This window comes from Streptomyces sp. NPDC002730 (assembly GCF_042888805.1).
Lineage (GTDB): Bacteria > Actinomycetota > Actinomycetes > Streptomycetales > Streptomycetaceae > Streptomyces.
In genome coordinates, this window is record NZ_JBIAQG010000001.1 from 720,104 (window position 1) to 736,864 (window position 16,761).

General features: G+C 68.7%; 10 protein-coding genes. 5 read left to right on the forward strand and 5 right to left on the reverse strand.

The window, feature by feature from the left end:
• Positions 1–157 precede the first annotated feature (157 nt).
• A complete protein-coding gene (locus tag ACFYXH_RS03605) occupies positions 158–2,746 on the forward strand; it encodes a SpoIIE family protein phosphatase (protein WP_389560248.1) in 2,589 nt (862 codons plus the stop codon).
• Positions 2,747–2,864: 118 nt separating this feature from the next.
• On the opposite strand, the gene ACFYXH_RS03610 is transcribed toward ACFYXH_RS03605, so the two are convergent.
• Positions 2,865–4,676, reverse strand: a complete 1,812-nt coding sequence (locus tag ACFYXH_RS03610) for a TPM domain-containing protein (RefSeq protein WP_389560250.1) — start codon at positions 4,674–4,676, stop codon at positions 2,865–2,867.
• A gap of 89 nt (positions 4,677–4,765) precedes the next feature.
• Between ACFYXH_RS03610 and ACFYXH_RS03615 the strand changes: the two genes are divergently transcribed.
• Positions 4,766–5,935 (forward strand): hypothetical protein, encoded by a 1,170-nt coding sequence (locus ACFYXH_RS03615; protein ID WP_389560251.1) that lies wholly within the window; start codon positions 4,766–4,768, stop codon positions 5,933–5,935.
• A gap of 25 nt (positions 5,936–5,960) precedes the next feature.
• Here ACFYXH_RS03615 and ACFYXH_RS03620 read toward each other — a convergent pair whose 3' ends face one another.
• The 4 genes from ACFYXH_RS03620 to ACFYXH_RS03635 all read right to left on the reverse strand — a co-directional run bounded on the left by ACFYXH_RS03620 (position 5,961) and on the right by ACFYXH_RS03635 (position 9,805).
• Positions 5,961–6,737 (reverse strand): succinate dehydrogenase/fumarate reductase iron-sulfur subunit, encoded by a 777-nt coding sequence (locus tag ACFYXH_RS03620; RefSeq protein ID WP_389560253.1) that lies wholly within the window; start codon positions 6,735–6,737, stop codon positions 5,961–5,963.
• Positions 6,734–8,674, reverse strand: coding sequence for a fumarate reductase/succinate dehydrogenase flavoprotein subunit (locus tag ACFYXH_RS03625; protein ID WP_389560255.1), 1,941 nt, complete (start codon positions 8,672–8,674; stop codon positions 6,734–6,736). The genes ACFYXH_RS03620 and ACFYXH_RS03625 overlap by 4 nt, the downstream gene beginning before the upstream one ends.
• Before the next feature lies 1 nt (position 8,675).
• Positions 8,676–9,497, reverse strand: a complete 822-nt coding sequence (locus ACFYXH_RS03630) for a hypothetical protein (protein ID WP_389560257.1) — start codon at positions 9,495–9,497, stop codon at positions 8,676–8,678.
• A gap of 62 nt (positions 9,498–9,559) precedes the next feature.
• Complete coding sequence (locus tag ACFYXH_RS03635) at positions 9,560–9,805, reverse strand: hypothetical protein (protein ID WP_389560259.1); 246 nt, start codon at positions 9,803–9,805, stop codon at positions 9,560–9,562.
• 318 nt (positions 9,806–10,123) lie between these two features.
• Between ACFYXH_RS03635 and ACFYXH_RS03640 the strand changes: the two genes are divergently transcribed.
• The 3 genes from ACFYXH_RS03640 (at position 10,124) to ACFYXH_RS03650 (ending at position 16,674) form a co-directional block, all read left to right on the forward strand.
• Positions 10,124–12,502, forward strand: coding sequence for an ABC transporter family substrate-binding protein (locus ACFYXH_RS03640; RefSeq protein ID WP_389560260.1), 2,379 nt, complete (start codon positions 10,124–10,126; stop codon positions 12,500–12,502).
• 245 nt (positions 12,503–12,747) lie between these two features.
• Entirely contained in the window at positions 12,748–14,622 is a 1,875-nt protein-coding gene (gene typA, locus ACFYXH_RS03645; RefSeq protein WP_389560262.1) for a translational GTPase TypA, read from the forward strand.
• A gap of 411 nt (positions 14,623–15,033) precedes the next feature.
• The gene (locus tag ACFYXH_RS03650) at positions 15,034–16,674 is read left to right on the forward strand and encodes an ABC transporter substrate-binding protein (RefSeq protein WP_389560264.1); all 1,641 of its coding nucleotides are present in this window, start codon (positions 15,034–15,036) and stop codon (positions 16,672–16,674) included.
• The last annotated feature ends 87 nt before the right edge of the window (positions 16,675–16,761 follow it).

The following is a 16,761-nucleotide window of genomic DNA, read 5'->3' on the forward strand; positions in this document are numbered from 1 at the left end:
GACAACGATCACGTCGGAGACGGTTCCGGCCGGTTCGGACTCGGCCGAAAATGAACGAGACCGTGCTGTGATCGTGAACGCCGTGTCGGTCGGAGCCGTAGTGCTGAATACTGCGGTCATGGCCGGTCCGGTGCGGTGAGCTGGAGGGGACGGTCGCGTGAGCGAAATACCTGAGACGGCGAGTGGTGTCGTATGGCAGAGCAGCCCGCCTGGCTCGATCTATGACTACATCAAAGTTGCCTCTTTCTCGATCGGCCCCGACGGGCTGGTCGACCAGTGGAGTCGGCGCGCCGTCGACCTCTTCGGCATCACCCCTGACGAGGTCAGGGGCAAGGACCCGATCGAGGTCTTCATGCCGGCAGAGCTGCGCCCGCGCGGACACCGGAAGGTCGCCGAGATACTCGACGGCAAGGAGTGGACCGGCCTGGTCCCTTTCCGTATGCCGGGTCGGGGCGGCGCGCACGGCATAGCCGAGGTCTATGTGATGCCGAGCGAGACGGAGCGTGGCGACAGGGCTGCGCTCTGCATCGTGGTCGACGTCCGCGCGCTGCGCCGGATCGAAACTGATCTCGCCGCTTCGCAGGCTATTTTCGGCCAATCTCCTTTTGGCTTCCTCCTCTTCGGTACGGATCTCACGGTGCAGCGCGCCAACCAGCGCTTCGCCACCGTGTTCGGGGGCTCCGCCGACGACCACCGCGGGCGCACCGTCCACGACTATCTCTCCCGCCCCGAGGCGGAGCGGATGAACGCCTCCCTGCGCCGCGTACTGGAGACCGGCGAATCCGCCATCGACCTCCAGATCGTCGGGAGTGCCCCGGGCAGCGCGGACCGCAGGCACTGGTCGATCAATCTCTACCGGGTGCACAGCGGATCCGGTCACCCCATCGGTGTCGCCGGACTGGGCACCGATGTCACCCGCCGCCAAATCGCCGCCCGCGAGGCCGCGAGCGCCCGGCGCAATCTCGCGCTCCTCAACGAGGCGAGCGCCCGCATCGGAAACTCCCTCGACCTGGAGACCACCGCCCGCGAACTCCTCGACGTCGCCGTCCCCGGCTTCTGCGACCTCGCCTCGGTCGACCTCTACCTGGGACTCCTCACCGGCGACGAGGCCCCGCCCGGACGGGCCGACGGCAGCGCCGAGCTGCGCCGGGTCGCCTTCGCCAGCGCCGTCTCCGACGCCCCGCTGGTGACCACCCCCGGCTGCAGGTCCGAGGGCAGCACACCCACCGCCGTCGGCGAGGTCCACCGCTATCCCTTCAACTCGCCCTGCGCGAGCGCACTGCGCACCGCCCGGGTCCAGTCGATCCCGGGCGAGGAAGGCACCCTCGTCCAATCCACGCTCGCGGTGCCGATGGTGGCGCACGACACCGTCGTCGGGCTTGTGCAGTTCTCCCGTACGAAGGGCAGCGAGCCCTTCGGTGAACGGGACCGGGCACTCGCCACCGAGCTCGCCGCCCGCGCCGCGGTCTGTATCGACAACGCCCGGCTCTACCGCAGAGAGCACGAGCGGGCGCTGATCCTCCAGCGCAGCCTGCTCCCGCCCGGCGACCCGGAGGCCGCAGGACTCGACATCGCCTGCCGCTATCTCCCGGGCAATACGGCCACCGAGGTCGGCGGAGACTGGTTCGACGTCATCGAACTGCCCGGCCACCGCACCGCCCTGGTCGTGGGCGATGTGATGGGCCGCGGTCTGCGAGCCGCCGTCGCCATGGGCGAACTGCGCACTGCGGTACGGACCTTGGCGCTGCTGGACCTGGAGCCCGCGGAAGTACTCTCCGCGCTCGACGAGATCGCCCGCGGCCTCGGCAGCCCCAGCGGGGCTCAGCAGGCCTCCCGTGTCGCCCACAAGTCCCGCGACGCCGACCTCTCCGAGGTCTATCTCGCGACCTGCGTCTACGCCGTCTACGACCCGGTCACCCGACGCTGCACCTTCGCCAACGCCGGCCATCTGCCGCCCGTTCTCGTCGAACCGGGGGAGGAGGCGCTGCTGCTCGACGTGCCGCCGGGGATGCCGCTCGGCGTGGGCGGCGAGCCCTTCGAGGAGGTGGAGGTCGAGCTCCCGGAGGGCGCGCTCCTCGCGCTCTACACCGACGGGCTCGTCGAATCCCGGGACCATCCGCTCGACGAGGGCCTGCGCGCCTTCCGGACCGCGCTCACCGATCCCTCCCGCCCGGCGCCCGGCCACCACCCCTCGACGACGGCGCTGCGCGCCGACCCCTCTCGTTCCCTGGAAGACGTCTGTGACCATGTGCTGAACACTCTCGACACCCGGCACGGCGAGGACGACATCGCCCTGCTCATGGCCCGCGTCCAGGGGCTGCCCATGGAGGCGGTCGGCGACTGGCGGCTGCCGCGTGAGCCCCGCTCGGTGGGGCGGGCCCGCGAGCTGGCCCGCGCCCAGCTGATCACCTGGGGCCTCGAAGCGCTGGTGGACACGGTCGAGCTGCTCGTCAGCGAACTGGTCACCAACGCCCTGCGGTACGGCGAGGACGAAATTCGGCTGCGCCTGCTGCGCGACCGCACCCTTGTCTGCGAAGTGTGGGACGCCGGCCTCGTGCAGCCCAGGCGCCGACGGGCCCGCGACACCGACGAGGGCGGCCGAGGACTGCAGCTCGTCGGACTGCTGAGCGCGGCCTGGGGCTCGCGCCGGACCCCACGCGGCAAGACGGTCTGGTTCGAACTCGCCCTGCCCGACGGTGACTCGATGGCCGAGCCCACCGTCGAGCAGCTGCTCAGCATGTTCTGACAGGGCGAACAGCAAGCCGGTCAGCAAGCCGGGTAGTAAGCCGGGTAGTAAGGAGGACGGTGCGGCTGCCCCGGCTGGGAGGCGCCCGTCGCGCCCGTCGCGCGTATGGGGAGTCGTGTCAGAAGCGGCCGCCGCCGAGACGGCGGCGGGTGCCCCCGCCGCCGAAACGGGCGGGCCCGCCGTCGAAGCCCCCTCCACGGCCCCCTCCCGAACCCCCGCCATACCCCCCGCTCCTTCCTCCACCGTCGGACAGTCCGCCGAGGATGATCCCGCCGAGCACCGCGCCCCCGAGACCGCTCCTCGCATTTCCTGCTCCTTGTACACCGCCCGGCCCGAAGGGGTTCCCATATACCCGCACGTCTTCTTCGGCCAGGTTCTGCGCCCGCCGCGCCAGAGCGTCCGCCTGCTGCGCCCCGGCCAGCGCGCCCCGCGGATCACCGGAACCACCCGAGCCGCCTGAGTCCCCGGAACCACCCGACCCGGCCAACTCAACCGCCCGCTCCAGCCGCCGCTCCGCCTCCGCCAGCCGCGTCCGTGCCTCACAGCCGACCGCTCCGCGATGCGTGGTGATGCAGTCGGCGGCCGCACCGATCGTGGAACGCGCGCCGAGCATCGCCTGATCGAGCAGCGCACGGGCCCGCCGCGCCCCCTGCTCGTTCTCGCGCGCCCCCGCCAGTGCCTCGTCGAGCGCGGCATCCGCCTCCTCGACCCGGCGCAGCGCGTCGATCGGGTCGTACGAACCCGCCTCCTGCTCCCTGCGTACCTCCGCGGACACCTTCGCGGCCCGCGTGATGCGCCCCTGGAGGTCGGCCGTCGAGACCCCTTCCGAGGTGCCCTTCAGCAGCCCACGCGCCTCGGCCAGCTCCGTGTCCGTGTCGATGAGCGCGCCGGGCAGCTTGCCGGCCGCCTCCGCGAGCTCCTGCGCGCGCCGGTCCACGGACTCGATGAGCCTGCTCGCCTGCGCGACGGCACCCTCCGCGGCCCGTATCTGCACGGCGGCCGCGCCCTTGTCGGACGCGTGGACCGCTTGGCCGGCCCGGTCGAGAACGGTCTTCGCGAAGACCAGCCGGTCCGTGGCCTGCTCGACATTGCTCGCGACGGGCGCGGCGGCGGAGGCGGCGTACCGCTCACGCATCATGCCGAGCGTGGCCTCCGCCGTGACGGCGCGTCCGCTGAGATCGGTGTAGGCGGCTCCGGCGGTGGCGAGGGCCTGCCCCGCGTTCTGTTCCAGGGCACGCAGCCGGTCGAAGTCCTCGGACTCCGCGTCCAGTCGCCGGTTGGCAGCCGTACACCGCGCGACGATTTCGTCGAGCATCCGCCGGCGGGTCGCGTCGTCCTCCGGACAGGCGTCGTCCAGCTGCTGGCGCAGCCGGAAAGCCGCCACCAGCTCGTTCTTCGCGTACTCCACCGCGTCGTTGAAGGGCTTGGCAGCCGCCTCGCCGAACTGGGCGGTGGCGAAGCCGAGTTCCTCCTGGCTGGTGCGCAGCGCGTCGTCGGTGTCGACAAGAGTCTGCTTGGCCTGGGCGTCGAGTTCGGGCAGTGGCGGCTGTGGATGTTGCGGCGTCCCCCAGCCCTCCTGGCCGCCCTGCGGTGTGGTGCGGGTCGCGCTCCGCTTCCTGCGCTTGGCGTAGGTATAGGCCGCGATCGCGACGGCCCCGCCGACGACCGCGATCGGCAGCACCAGATCTGCCCCCGTCCCGGCACCGTCGCCTCCGCCCGGATCGGCCTCGCCCGGGGTGCCGGCGGGAGCGGGCACGGGCTGCGCGACCTGCGGCTTCCGGTCGCCCAGACCCCCGACCCGGTCGGTGATCCGACCCTCGCGGGACAGCCCGACGGGGTCGTCGGCGAGGGCGCATCGAGCGGCGGGCACGACCAGCCAGCACGCCGCCACCAGTACGGCGAGCAGGAGCCTGGCGGCTATTCGCGTCACATTTGGGAGGCTATGCCGACCGTTGGGCCTCCGCGACCGGACGGGTGCCCGACCCGGATTGTCGGACCCGTGATCTAGCCTTGCGGCACATGGGGACCAAAAAGCAGGTGGGGATTCGTGAGCGCGTACGGGTGCTGCGTGGAGCTTCGGGTGCGCGTGCGCTCCTACGAAGGTGGCGCAGCCCCCGCCTGAGGTGGCCCAAGCGGATCGCGCTCAGCCTTGCCGTCCTCCTCCTTGTCCCCACTCTCACCGGCGCGATCGCGCTGCGCGCCAACTACGCGGGTGACATCGAAGAAGGCACGAGGACGCGCGGCAAGGACGCCATCTGGCTCGGTCACGCCTGGGTGGACGGCCGAAAGAAGGACGCCGACCTGGACGCTTTTGCGCGGCGTATACGGGGGACCGGGATACGGGACCTGTACGTCCACGCCGGGCCGCTCGAGCATGACGGGACGCTGCCCACCGACCGCTATGCACGTGCGCGGTGGCTGATCGACGCTGTACACCGGAAGATCCCTGGTATACGCGTGCAGGCCTGGCTCGGCGACAAGCTGGCGAGCGAGGGCCCCGTCGGACTGCGGCTGCCCGACGCCGGCACCCGGGCTGCCGTCGTGCGCTCCACCATGCAGATCCTCGACGCGGGCTTCGAAGGCGTCCACTACGACCTGGAGCCGCTGCACTCCGGCGACCGCGACTATCTGTCCCTGCTGGACGATCTGCGCGAGCTGACGCGTGCCCGCAAGGTCCCGCTCTCCATAGCGGCCCACCAGATCGACCCGCTGCCCGCACTCCACTCCGTCGCCGGCGGGCTCACAGGGCACCCCAAGTGGTGGTCGCAGGAGTTCTTCGGCCAGGTCGCCCGCCGGGTCGACCAGATCGCCGTGATGTCGTACGACACCTCCATGCCGCTGGAGAGTCTGTACGGCGGCTATGTCGCCCAGCAGACCAGCCTTGCCCTCGAAGTCACGCCCGAGGACACCGACTTGCTGATGGGACTGCCCTTTTTCCACGAGGACGACATCGGGCACCGCGAGTCCGCGGAGACGGTCGCGGCCGCGATCCGTGGCACCCGGCTGGGTCTGGGGCGCACGGACCGCGGCCGTGAGCGGTTCGGGGTTGCGCTGTATGTCGACTTCGCGGCGGAGGAGGGCGACTGGACGGCGTACCGAGAAGGATGGGGGAGTCCCGCCGCCGGTCCTCGACAGCCAGTCCCAGCTACGCAGTCGCCGCCGGCCAGTCCCCGCCCGGCAGCACCATGAGCCGGTTCCCGCCTGCCGTCCCTCGCTAGTCAGCCGCCCCGCGGCGCTTGATCTTGCTGCCCAGCCACACCAGCGGGTCGTACTTACGGTCCACCGCCCGTTCCTTCAGCGGGATCAGCGCATTGTCCGTGATCTTGATGCCCTCGGGGCACACCTCCGTACAGCACTTCGTGATGTTGCAGTACCCGAGCCCGTGCTCGTCATGGGCGGACTTCTTGCGGTCCAGGCCCGCTTCGGCCGCCGCGTCCAGCGGATGCATGTCCAGCTCCGCCACCCGCATCAGGAAACGCGGACCCGCGAAAGCGGTCTTGTTCTCCTCGTGGTCGCGCACCACATGACAGGTGTCCTGGCACAGGAAGCACTCGATGCACTTGCGGAACTCCTGAGAGCGGTCCACATCCATCTGCTGCATCCGGTAGTCACCCGCCTTCACCCCCGGCGGCGGCACAAAGGAGGGCACCTCCCGTGCCTTCGCGTAGTTGAAGGACACATCCGTGACCAGGTCCCGCACCACAGGGAACGCCCGCAGCGGCGTCACCGTGATCGTCTCCTCGCGTGAGAAGACCGACATCCGGGTCATGCACATGAGCCGCGGTCGGCCGTTGATCTCGGCGCTGCACGAACCGCACTTGCCCGCCTTGCAGTTCCAGCGGACCGCGAGATCGGAGGCCTGGGTGGCCTGGAGGCGGTGGATGATGTCGAGGACGACCTCACCGTCGTTCACCTCGACGGCGAAGTCCTCCAGCGCCCCGCCGTCCGCATCACCGCGCCACACCCTGAAGGCCGCTTTGTAGCTGCTCACTCGTAGAGCTCCTCTTCGGCGAGGTACTTGACCAGCTCCTCCTTTTCGAAGAGAGCGAGCAGGTCGGGACGGATGGGCTCGGTCGTCTTCCGTACGAGCGCGATCTGACCGCGCACCGGATCGGTGGCCGCCAACCCGCCGGCCGGATCGATCAGTTGGCACAGCAGATTGGCCCGCCGCCAGTCGCGCTCCATGGTGGGGCAGTCCTCACGCGTGTGCCCGCCGCGGCTCTCCGTGCGCTCCAGTGCCGCCCGCGCGATGCACTCGCTGACCAGCAGCATGTTGCGCAGGTCCAGCGAGAGGTGCCAGCCGGGGTTGAACTGCCGGTGGCCTTCGACCCCGGCCCGCCTGGCCCGTACCCGCAGATCGGCCAGTTTCTCCAGAGCCTGTTCCATCTCCGCCCCGCGGCGGATGATGCCGACCAGGTCGTTCATCGTCTGCTGGAGCTCCTGGTGGAGGGTGTACGGGTTCTCGGGCGGCCGCCCGTTCTCCTCACCCGGCTGCGGCCCCTCGGCGCTGAACGGACGCAGCGCCTCCGCCGCGGCCTCGTCGATCTGGACCTCCTCCACCGCCGGGCGTTCGCCGAGCCCCTGCGCGTACTCGGCGGCGTGCAGCCCCGCCCGCCGACCGAAGACCAGCAGGTCGGACAGGGAATTCCCACCGAGCCGGTTGGAGCCGTGCATCCCGCCCGCGACCTCGCCCGCAGCGAACAGGCCGGGGACCCCGACCGCCGCCGCGGTGTCGGACTCGACGGCGATGCCGCCCATCACGTAGTGGCAGGTCGGGCCGACCTCCATTGCCTCTGCCGTGATGTCGACATCCGCCAGCTCCTTGAACTGGTGGTACATCGACGGCAGCCGGCGCCGGATCACCTCGGCCGGCATACGGGTGGAGACATCCAGGAACACCCCGCCGTGCGGGGAGCCGCGGCCCGCCTTCACCTCGGAGTTGATGGCGCGGGCCACCTCGTCGCGCGGCAGCAGCTCGGGAGGACGCCGGTTGTGGTCCGGGTCCTCGTACCAGCGGTCGCCCTCCTCCTCCGACTGCGCGTACTTCTCCTTGAAGACGTCCGGGACGTAGTCGAACATGAACCGCTTGCCCTCGGAATTGCGCAGCACCCCTCCGTCGCCACGCACCGATTCGGTGACCAGGATGCCCTTCACCGAAGGCGGCCAGACCATGCCGGTCGGATGGAACTGCACAAACTCCATGTTGAGCAGCGGCGCGCCGGCCAGCAGCGCGAGCGCGTGCCCGTCGCCGGTGTACTCCCAGGAGTTCGACGTCACCTTGAAGGACTTGCCGATGCCGCCGGTGGACAGCACCACGGACGGCGCCTCGAGAACGAAGAAGCGCCCGGACTCGCGCTCGTAGCAGAAGGTGCCGGAGACCCTGTCCCCGTCCTTCAGCACACGCGTGACCGTGCACTCCTGGAAGACCTTCAACCGGGCTTCGTAGTCCCCGAATTCTTCCTTGTCCTCCTGCTGCAGCGAGACGATCTTCTGCTGCAGGGTGCGGATCAGCTCCAGGCCGGTACGGTCGCCGACATGCGCCAGGCGCGGGTATTCGTGCCCGCCGAAGTTGCGCTGGGAGATCTTCCCGTCGGCCGTACGGTCGAAGAGCGCGCCCCAGGTCTCCAGCTCCCAGACCCGGTCGGGCGCCTCGCGCGCGTGCAGCTCCGCCATCCGCCACTGGTTGAGGAACTTTCCGCCGCGCATGGTGTCGCGGAAGTGCACCTTCCAGTTGTCGCGGGCGTTCACATTGCCCATGGAGGCGGCGATGCCGCCCTCGGCCATCACTGTGTGGGCCTTGCCGAAGAGGGACTTGCAGATCACCGCAGTACGGGCGCCCCGCTCGCGCGCCTCGATGGCGGCGCGCAGGCCCGCGCCGCCCGCACCCACCACCACGACGTCCCACTGCTGTCGTTCGAGTTGCGTCATGTCAGAAGAACCTCGGATCGTCGAAGGCACCGGACGCGACGAGATAGACGTAGAAGTCGGCGAGCGCGACGCTGATCAACGACGCCCATGCGAGCAGCGCGTGGCGTTCATTCAGCGTGCCGACCCAGCCCCACAGGCGGTAGCGCACCGGATGTTTGGAGAAATGCTTCAGCCGGCCGCCGATGATGTGCCGGCAGGAGTGGCAGGAGAAGGTGTACGCCCAGATCAGCACGATGTTGACCAGGAAGACGAGGGTGCCGAGGCCCATATGGCCCCACTCGTAGTGCTCGTCGCGGAAGGAGAGCACGGTGTCGTACGTGAGGATTCCGGCGACCGGGATCGCGGCGTAGAAGAAGTACCGGTGGATGTTCTGCAGGATCAGCGGGAAGCGGGTCTCCCCGGTGTACTTCTTGTGCGGCTCGGCGACCGCGCAGGCCGGGGGCGAGGCCCAGAAGCCCCGGTAGTAGGCCTTGCGGTAGTAGTAGCAGGTCAGCCGGAAGCCCAGCGGGAAGATCAGGATCAGCAGCGCGGGGGACAGGCCCCACCAGCTGCCGAAGATCTCCCAGTTGGGGCCGTTGCGCATGGGTACGCAGTTCTCGGCGAGGCAGGGCGAGTAGAACGGCGAGACATACGGCGCTGCGTAGTAGTCGGCGTTCGAGAAGGCGCGCCACGTCGAGTAGACGATGAAGGCGAGCAGTCCGGCGGCGGTCAGAGCGGGCGCGAGCCACCAGCGGTCCGTCCGCAGATGGCGGGGACCGATGGCGGCGCGAGTGGCGCTGTGTACGCCTGTATTGATTTGTGGTGGTTCGGTACCAGTGGCCAACGAAGGCTCCGTATGGAGTGGGATCGGGTGTGGGCTCCGGTGTGCCTACGGGCCGGGGCCGGTCAGGGTGCGTGCCGGTCGCGCGCTCCGAGCCCCTCGTCGTCCGTGTCCGTCCACAGCGCTGTGTTGTACGGGGTGTCGGGGATGGTGACCAGCTCGGGGCGACCCGGTGATTTCGACGGGGCGGGCGCCGGCGTGGCCGGGCCGGCGGCACGCAGCTGATCAACGGTGAGCTCCAGCTGTCCGACGCGCTGGAGCAGCTCGTCGAGACGGTGCTGAATCGCCGTCAGTTCTTCCTGCTCGGACATGACTTGCCCTCACTTCCGCAGGGTGCGGTGGCATCGCTCATGCGCCTGCGAGTGTCGCGCGTCACGTCCCCGCTTGTGAAGGGACGTGCAGGGATTCCCGGCGCATGCGCTTCCGGCGCGCCCCTCATGGTTCGTATTTTGCTCCCCATTTTCTCCCTTTCTGGAGCGATATGTCGGATTCTGCATTGGGCCGCACGGGTGGCCTTGAGGAGGAGGCCGCCGTGTCTCCGTCATCTGCCCGGTTCCGTCCACTTCAGTGGACGGGAATCGGTGTGATCATCTCTAAATTCCATAAACCAGGACGAAGAGGTACAAGTCATGTCCCAGGTCGACGCCCCACGCGGGAGGACATGCTCCCGAACGCTCCGCTCCGTCGCGCTTCTGACCAGCGGGGTGCTCGCTCTGCCGGTCCTGACCGCCTGCAGCTCGGGCGAGGACGAGAGCGATGCTCCGGCGGCAGCCCAGGACATCGCCCCCGCCGCACGGGACCTGGTCGCCGACGGAGGGACGCTGCGCTGGGCGGTCGACGCGTTGCCCACCACCCTCAACGCCTTCCAGGCCGATGCCGACGCCACCACGACACGTATCGCCGGAGCCGTGCTTCCCTCTCTCTTCAGGCTCGACGGGCGCGGCCGTCCGCAGCTCAACCCCGACTACCTCGAGTCCGCCGAGATCGTCGAGCGCGAGCCCAAGCAGGTCGTGCTCTACAAGCTCAATCAGCAGGCGGTGTGGAGCGACGGCAGGGAGATCGGGGCACCCGACTTCGTCGCCCAGTGGCACGCCCTGAACGGCAGGGACTCCGCGTACTGGACCGCGCACAATTCCGGCTACGAGCGGATCGAGAAGATCGAGAAGGGTGCCAGCGACCTTCAGGTCAAAATCACCTTCAACAAGCCGTACGGGGACTGGCGGTCCCTTTTCACCCCGCTCTACCCCAAGGAGGTGACGGGGACCCCGGACTCCTTCAACGACGGGGCCCGCAGCACGCTCAAGGGGATGGCCGGCCCCTTTCAGCTGGAGTCGACCGACATCAAGGCCGGCACGGCCACGCTCGTACGCAATCCCCGCTGGTGGGGGCAGGCGGCCAAACTGGAGCGGCTGGTGCTGACCGCGGTGCCGCGCGAAAAGCGCGCCACTGCGCTCGCCGCCGGCAGCCTCGACATCGCGGAGATCGACCGGCACGCCGCGGACCGTATCTCTCTCGCGCTACGGGACAAGGGCGCGGGCGGCCAGGCGCTCACTCACGGCCCGGGCGCCGAGATCACCCCCTCCGCCGCGCTCAAGTCCTGGGCGCTGGCGAACGGCTCCGACGACGGGAAGGCCCGAGCCGCCCAGCAGGCCCGCAGACAGAGCGCCGATGCGGCCGAGGCGTACGCCAATGAGCAGACCGCCCTCCGCGGCTTCGTGCTCCGCAAGTCGCTGGAGCCCGCGTACACGCAGCTTGCGCTGAACGGTGAGTCCGGCCCGCTCTCGGACGACCGGGTGCGCCGCGCAGTGGGCCGGGCACTGAACCGCAAGGAGCTCGCGGAGGCCGTACTGACCCCGCTCGGGCTGCCGGCCCACCCGCCCGGCAGCCATCTGGCGCTGGCCGGCCAGCGGGCGTACGCCGACAACAGCGGTGCGCTCGGTGAGCAGAGCACCAAGGAGGCGCAGGCGCTGTTGGCCGACGCCGGCTGGACGCCCGGCGGAGCGCTCGAGAAGCCCCGCCCGGCCAAGGCGGGCGGCGAGGGCGGCAGCAGCAAGAAGGCGGAACCCGGCCGGCAGGCAGCGCCGAGCGCAAAGGCAGCGCCGAGCGCAAAGGCAGCGCCGAGCGTAAAGGCAGCCCCGGGCCAGGCGTCGCTCAGGACGAAGACGGAGGAAGAGCAAGGGGACAGGCCGTCCAACGAGGGGATGTACATCGTCGGCGACGACAAGCCCGCCAATGCCGGCCACGGCGCCGAGACCGGCACCGGCGGTACGCGCATCCTCGCCCCCGCCCCCGGGGCGGCCATCCAGGGCGATGCTCTGCGGCAGCGGGCCGAGGCGCTGGACGACGACACCGAGAACAAGGCCGGGTCCAGGGTCAAGGAGCGGAAGGGTGGGGTGGCCGGAGCGTACGCCCCGCGCGGGACCGCGGCACCGGCCCGCGTCGCCGGCCCGCTCGGCAAAGACGGCAAGCCGCTCACGCTGCGCTTCGTCCTCCCCGCGGGGCCCGGCTCCGAGACGCTGCGCACCGTCGGCGACAAGATCTCCAAAATGCTCGACCGCATCGGTGTCCACACCGAGATCACCAAGGTCGGCGACGATGCCTTCTTCAAGGACCACATCGCCTCGGGCGCCTACGACCTGGCCCTTTACTCGTGGCCCGCCACCGCCTTCCCGGCGACCGACGCCCGGCCGATCTTCGCCAAGCCCCAGCCCGCCAGTGACGGCTCGCTCCTGGTGGAGCAGAACTACACCCGCGTCGGCAGCGACTACATCGACCAGCTCTTCGACCAGGCCGCCGCCGAGCTGGACGAGGACAAGGCCCGCGATCTGGTGCGCCGGGCCGACGCCCGGATCTGGGCCGCGGCCGGATCCATTCCGCTCTACCAGCGTCCCGAGCTGGTGGCGGCCAAGCCTCAGGTGGTCAATGCCGGAGCCTTCGGCTTCGCGGCACCCCGGTACCAGGACATTGGGTTCAAGAAGGCCGAAAGTTCCAAGACTACTAAGAAGTAGCAGGTCAGAACCTCAGAACTGGCTCAAGTCCCTTGCCCGCCGGCAGCGCCGGCGGGCAAGCTCGTACCAACCTTTGACCCAGGCTTTTTTCGCACCCCCAGTGCACCAGGAACCCCCTCCCGATCGGCCCGGGAAGCCCCGGACGCGACGGCCCCGTACCATGGGACTAGCCGTGGCGTGTCCGCCCGGCGGGCGTACGAGGAAAACAACGCCGCATCCCACGATCGAGAGAAGCGCCAGCCAGCATGCCCACGCGCCACGACATCCGTAACGTTGCCATCGTCGCCCACGTCGACCATGGCAAGACCACCCTGGTCGACGCCATGCTGAAGCAGGCCGGCGCCTTCGCCGCGCACGCCGCCGAGCACCTCGACGACCGCATGATGGACTCGAACGACCTGGAGCGTGAGAAGGGCATCACGATCCTGGCGAAGAACACCGCCGTGAAGTACCACCCCAAGGCCGGCGGGGCCCCGATCACCATCAACATCATCGACACCCCCGGCCACGCCGACTTCGGCGGCGAGGTGGAGCGCGGTCTGTCGATGGTGGACGCGGTCGTCCTCCTCGTCGACGCCTCGGAGGGCCCGCTCCCGCAGACCCGCTTCGTGCTCCGCAAGGCCCTCCAGGCCCGGATGCCCGTCATCCTCTGCATCAACAAGACGGACCGCCCGGACTCCCGGATCGACGAGGTCGTCAATGAGACCTACGACCTGTTCCTGGACCTGGACGCGGACGAGGAGCAGATCGAGTTCCCGATCGTCTACGCCTGTGCCCGTGACGGCGTCGCCTCGCTGACCAAGCCGGAGGACGGCACCGTCCCGGCCGACAGCGAGAACCTGGAGCCGTTCTTCAACACGATCCTCGAGCACGTTCCGGCCCCGGAGTACGACGAGTCCGCGCCGCTCCAGGCCCATGTCACCAACCTGGACGCCGACAACTTCCTCGGCCGTATCGCACTCTGTCGCGTCGAGCAGGGTGAGCTGAAGAAGGGCCAGACCGTCACCTGGATCAAGCGTGACGGCACGATGTCCAACGTCCGCATCACCGAGCTGCTGATGACCGAGGCGCTCACCCGCAAGCCGGCCGAGAAGGCGGGCCCGGGCGACATCTGCGCCATCGCCGGTATCCCGGACATCATGATCGGTGAGACCCTCGCCGACACCGAGAACCCGATCGCGCTTCCGCTGATCACGGTCGACGAGCCCGCGATCTCGATGACCATCGGTACGAACACCTCGCCGCTGGTCGGCAAGGGCGGCAAGGGCCACAAGGTCACCGCCCGCCAGGTGAAGGACCGCCTGGACAAGGAGCTGATCGGTAACGTCTCGCTCCGCGTCCTGGACACCGAGCGCCCCGACGCCTGGGAGGTCCAGGGCCGCGGTGAGCTCGCGCTGGCCATCCTGGTCGAGCAGATGCGCCGTGAGGGCTTCGAGCTGACCGTCGGCAAGCCCGAGGTGGTCACCAAGCAGGTCGACGGCAAGACGTACGAGCCGATCGAGCGCATGACGATCGACTCTCCCGAGGAGCACCTCGGCGCCATTACCCAGCTGATGGCGACCCGCAAGGGCCGTATGGAGACCATGACCAACCATGGCTCGGGCTGGATCCGCATGGAGTGGATCGTCCCGTCCCGCGGTCTGATCGGCTTCCGTACGGAGTTCCTGACCCAGACCCGTGGCACGGGCATCGCGCACTCCATCTTCGAGGGCCACGAGCCGTGGTTCGGCGAGCTGCGCACCCGTAACAACGGCTCGCTGGTGGCGGACCGTTCGGGCTCGGTGACGCCGTTCGCGATGATCAACCTTCAGGAGCGCGGTGTCATCTTCACGGAGGCCGGCACCGAGGTCTACGAGGGCATGATCATCGGTGAGAACTCGCGCTCCGACGACATGGACGTGAACATCACCAAGGAGAAGAAGCTCACCAACATGCGTGCCGCGTCCGCGGACACCACCGAGAACGTGGTGCCGCCGCGCAAGCTGTCGCTGGAGCAGTCCCTGGAGTTCTGCCGCGACGACGAGTGCATCGAGGTGACCCCGGAGACGGTCCGTATCCGCAAGGTCGTCCTGGACCAGAAGGAGCGCGGCCGTACCGCCTCCCGCGCCAAGCGCAACTGACGTCGCGTCAGCACTGCGCCGTAGCGACGGCCCGGCCCCCCGCAGACACTGTGGGGGGCCGGGCCGTTCGTCAACTCGTTTTCACGGCCCATGTGTCCGGATATCGAGCCTAGCTCTCCGGAACATGTGTTAACGGTCCGTTTCGCGGGTGTCTGTCTGTGCTCGCTTTGTCCGGATTTCGGGCACGCAGAGCCTGGCGATGTTGTCAAAACGAGACCCTTTAAGTGTGGTTTACGGCTCGGGCGTACTTAATAGTTGGCTCCATTGAGCTCGGGTCAATGGGTCATGCGCTGTGGGGAGCGCCGACTCACGAGCACACTCGGGGTACGTGACGTGTCCGCTGTCAGGGGTGTCAGCGCGCGTAGATGTGCCCTTCTTGTAGTGACAAAGTGGACTCATGAGGAGGAACCCATGCGCGGTGCCAAGAGCGCCAAGTGGGTAGCGGGTGCGATAGTTGTCGCCCTGGCAGCGACCGCCTGTGGTGGCGGCAGTGACAGCGGCGACGACATGAACGCTGGTAAGGCCGACCCCAACGGGATTCTGGTCGCCCAGCTGAGCGAGCCGCAGAACCCGCTGCAGCCGGCGAACGCCAAGGAGAGCCAGGGCAGTCGTGTCCTGCGCACGATCTTCTCCGGGCTCGTCGACTACGAGCCGGGCACCGGCAAGCTCACCTACATCAACGCCGAGTCGGTCACTCCGAACGCCGACTCGTCCGTATGGACCGTCAAGCTCAAGCAGGGCTGGAAGTTCCACGACGGCACCCCGGTGACCTCGAAGTCCTACGTGGACTCCTGGAACTGGTCTGCCAACGTCAAGAACAACCAGACCAACTCCAGCTGGTTCCAGGACATCAAGGGCTACGCCGACGTCCACCCCGAGAAGGGTGACCCGAAGGCGACCACGATGTCCGGTCTGAAGGTCGTCGACGACACCACCTTCACGATCACCCTGTCCGGCCCGGTCTCGTACTTCGCGTACAAGCTCGGCTACGACGTCTGGGCGCCGCTGCCCGAGGGCTTCTTCAAGGACCCGAAGGGCTACGGCGAGAAGCCGATCGGCAACGGTCCCTACAAGTTCGAGGCCTGGGACCACAAGAAGCTCATCAAGGTTCGCAAGTTCGACGGTTACACCGGGCCCAACAAGGCCAAGAACGGTGGCATCGACTTCAAGAACTACACGACCGCCGAGGCCGCGTACTCGGCCCTGCGCTCGGACCAGCTCGACTGGATCGAGCAGGTCCCGGTCACCGCGCTGAAGAACTACAAGCAGGACCTCGGCGACCGCGCGATCGACCAGGAGTACTCCGCGGTCCAGTCGCTCGTCCCGGCGTTCTACACGCCGCAGTTCAAGAACATCAACCCCAAGGTCATCCAGGGTCTGTCGATGGCGATCGACCGCCCGACGATCACCAAGACGGTTCTGAACGGCACCCGTGAGCCGGCCGACTCCTACGTCGCCCGTGGTGTGCTCGGCTACAAGGCCGGTGCGCTGGGTGACGTCGTGAAGTTCGACCCGGCCAAGGCCAAGGCCCTCATCAAGGAGGGTGGCGGCGTCCCGGGCAACAAGATCTCGATCCAGTTCAACGCGGACCAGCCGCACAAGGCCTGGGTCGACGCGGTCTGCAACAGCATCCGTCAGTCCACCGGCGTGGAGTGCGTCGGCGACTCGAAGCCGGACTTCCAGACCGACCTGAACGCCCGTGACGGCAAGAAGGTCAAGTCCATGTACCGCGGTGGCTGGGTGCTCGACTACCCGGTCAACTCCAACTTCATGCGCGACCTGTACGGCACCACGGCCGCCGGTAACACCAGCGGCTACTCGAACAAGGCGTTCGACGAGCTGACCGCCAAGGCGGACAAGGCCAAGACGCTCGACGAGACGGTGAAGATGTACCAGGAGGCCGAGCAGATGCTCAAGGCCAACATGCCGTCGATCCCGCTGTGGTTCTACAAGACCAACTCGGGGCAGTCCAAGAACGTCTTCGGCAAGATCGTCTACGGCCAGGACGGCGACCCGATCTTCGACGAAGTCCAGGTCAAGGCCAAGAAGTAAGCATCGGGAACCGAAGGCCGGTGCCGCCGCTCCGGGAGGAGCGGCGGCACCGGCCCTCCGGCGTAGGCCCGGGGCTCTCCCCCACAC